Genomic DNA, 2598 nt, shown 5'->3' with positions numbered 1-2598 from the left:
GTAAGCGGTAAAGATCCCCCACATTTTCAGATGCTCCGAGGTTGTTAAGTTTCGCCGCAATGAATGGCGAGGTTACCAGTGAGAGATGAAACTGATTTCGAAACATGTTTCGATACGAACGCCCCGGGTCCGGTGCAACGGCTTGACGTGATCGAAAGCCCGCGGGGCAAGCGGCACTGGACGCCCGAGGCGCGGGCGCAGATCATCGCGGAAAGCCTGGAGCCGGGTGCCAATGTGTCGGCGGTGGCGCGCCGTCATGGGCTGTTTCCGCAGCAGTTGTACACATGGCGGCGCGGATTGCGGGAGCGCGCGGAGGCAATGACCTTTGTGCCGGCGATGGTCGAGCCCGGGAAGGTCGACGAGTTGTCCAGCGCGGCAGTGCCATCAGTGAGCGGCCAAATCATCATCGAGGCAAGCGGGCTGTTGATCCGCATCCCGCCCGACGTGAGCGCGGATCACATCGAACGGGTGTTGTTGGCCGCGCGGGTGAGCGCGTGATCATCCCGCCCGGCCCCCTGAAGGTACTGGTCGCAACGCAGCCCGTGGACTTCAGGAAAGGAATGGTGGGCCTTGCCTCGCTGGTCGAGCGCGAGCTCAGGCTCGATCCCTTCTCAGGCATGTTGTTTATCTTCCGGGCACGCAGGGCGGACCGGATCAAACTCCTGGTCTGGGACGGCACTGGGCTGGTGCTGGTGACGAAGCGATTGCACGATGGGAACTTCCGTTGGCCACGCCCGGGAGACGGGGTGATGAAGCTGTCGGCGGCGCAAGCCTCGGCGCTGATCGAGGGGTTGGACTGGTCGCGCGTGCACGTGCCGCGCGTGCCCAAACCGCTTCATGCGCAGTAGGCCGCATGCCTGATTCTGCTTGGCGCAAGGCTGTTCCTCGCGGGGCAAAATCCCCTAGAATGCAGGTGTGGCGGCGCATCCAGAACTCCCCGCAGCGACCGGCGCAGAAGCCGGATACGATGAGCTTCCCGACGACGTCGAGCAGCTCAAGGCGATGTTGCTGGCCGAGCGCGCCCGCGCAGCCCGGCTCGAGCATATCCTCAAACTGATCAACCGCACGACCTTCGGCAAGCGTTCGGAGAAGCTTCCTGCCGATCAGCTCGCACTCGCGCTGGAAGACCAGGCCGTGGCCCTTGGTGAGGCCCAGGGCCTGCAGAATAAGACAGACGAAGAAACCGAGCGTCATGGCCTCGTGCCTCGCAAACGCCGGCCCGCCGATACACAGCGCGCATCGCTGCCGGCGCATCTGCCGCGCTTCGAGGTGGTGATCGAACCCGACAGCCTGGAATGCGCCTGTGGTGGCACGCTGCACAAGATCGGCGAGGACCGTGCGGAACGGCTCGACATCATCCCGGCGCAGCACCGCGTCATGGTGACGATCCGGCCGCGCTATGCATGCCGGTGCTGTACCGATGGCGTACACCAGGCCCCGGCACCGGCGCGCGTGGTGCCAGGCGGCTTGCCGACCGAGGCGCTGATCGCCGATGTTCTCATCAACAAATACTGCGACCACCTTCCGCTTTACCGCCAGTCGAAGATCTTCGCGCGGCAGGGCATCGAGATCAGCCGCGCCACGCTGGCCAACTGGGTCGGCCGGGGCATTGCGGCGCTGCTGCCGATCGTCGAGCGGATGCGCGTGGATGCACTTGCTCGATCACGGCTGTTCGTCGACGAAACCACCGTCAAGGTGCTGGCACCGGGGACCGGCAAGGCCAAAACCGGCTACATGTGGGTCATCGTCTGTGACGACCGGGCGCATGGGGGTGCCGATCCACCGCTGGCGCTCTACACTTATATGCCCGGCCGCGGAGCCAAATGGGCCAGGCAGTTGCTGGGGGCCTACCAGGGCATCCTGCAGGTCGATGCCTGGCAAGCCTACGACCAGTTCGGCAAGGATGACCGCGCCAATGCTGGCGTCTGGAAATCCTACTGCTGGGCACACCTGCGACGTAAGTTTGTCGACGCGGGCAGCGATGCTCCGATCGCTCAGGATGCGTTGCAGCGCATCGCCGAGATCTACCGCATCGAGAAAGACATCCGCGGTCGCCCGGCCGAGGAGCGCCTCGCTGCCCGGCAGGAGCGAAGCCGTCCGCTGGTCGATAAGCTCCACGCCTGGTTCACTGTCACCAACCCCCGCATAATGGCCGGTTCGGCGACGAGCGACGCGATGAAATATGCGCTTAAACGTTGGGCAGGCTTCAGCCGGTTCCTCGACGACGGACGGATCGAGCTCGACAACAACACCGCCGAACGTGCCATCAGGCCAGTGACTCTCCAGAGAAAAAATGCGTTGTTCGCCGGCCACCAACTCGGCGCCGAAAACTGGGCTGCGATCGCCTCGTTGGTCGAAACTTGCAAGATGCTGGACCTTGAGCCCTACGCCTACCTCTCCGATGTCCTCGCCCGGATCATCAGCCGCTCCGACACCGATCCGATCGACGATCTGCTCCCATACAACTGGGTCAATATAAACGCCGGGCAAACCATGTTCGAAATAAGCAACATCGTCACCGCTGCTTGATTACCAAAATTACATCGCCAAACCTGCCGCGGCGGTTCAACCGCAACGTGGAGGATTTTTACCGCTTAC

General features: G+C 63.2%; 3 protein-coding genes. All 3 read left to right on the top strand.

What is annotated here, in order from left to right:
* Positions 1–78: 78 nt before the first annotated feature.
* The 3 genes from tnpA (at position 79) to tnpC (ending at position 2529) form a co-directional block, all read left to right on the top strand.
* Positions 79–498: an IS66-like element accessory protein TnpA gene (gene tnpA, locus V2S85_RS27000; protein ID WP_159832449.1), complete on the top strand. Its 420-nt coding sequence runs from the start codon at positions 79–81 to the stop codon at positions 496–498.
* Positions 495–848 carry an IS66 family insertion sequence element accessory protein TnpB gene (gene tnpB, locus V2S85_RS26995; protein WP_236549617.1) on the top strand — a complete coding sequence of 118 codons (354 nt, stop codon included), beginning with the start codon at positions 495–497 and terminating at the stop codon, positions 846–848. Before tnpA ends, tnpB begins: the two co-directional genes overlap by 4 nt.
* Positions 849–1002: 154 nt before the next feature.
* Complete coding sequence (gene tnpC / locus V2S85_RS26990; protein ID WP_330705858.1) at positions 1003–2529, top strand: IS66 family transposase; 1527 nt, start codon at positions 1003–1005, stop codon at positions 2527–2529.
* The last annotated feature ends 69 nt before the right edge of the window (positions 2530–2598 follow it).

Origin of the sequence: Novosphingobium resinovorum (genome assembly GCF_036352595.1) — a bacterium.
Taxonomy (GTDB): domain Bacteria; phylum Pseudomonadota; class Alphaproteobacteria; order Sphingomonadales; family Sphingomonadaceae; genus Novosphingobium; species Novosphingobium resinovorum_B.
Note: the sequence above shows the minus strand (reverse complement) of the source record. Positions and strands in the feature narration are given on the sequence as shown.

Excerpts from the sequence above, each read along its gene's own strand:
- tnpC (WP_330705858.1), top strand. The coding sequence starts at position 1,003 with ATGTTGCTGGCCGAGCGCGCCCGCGCAGCCCGGCTCGAGCATATCCTC.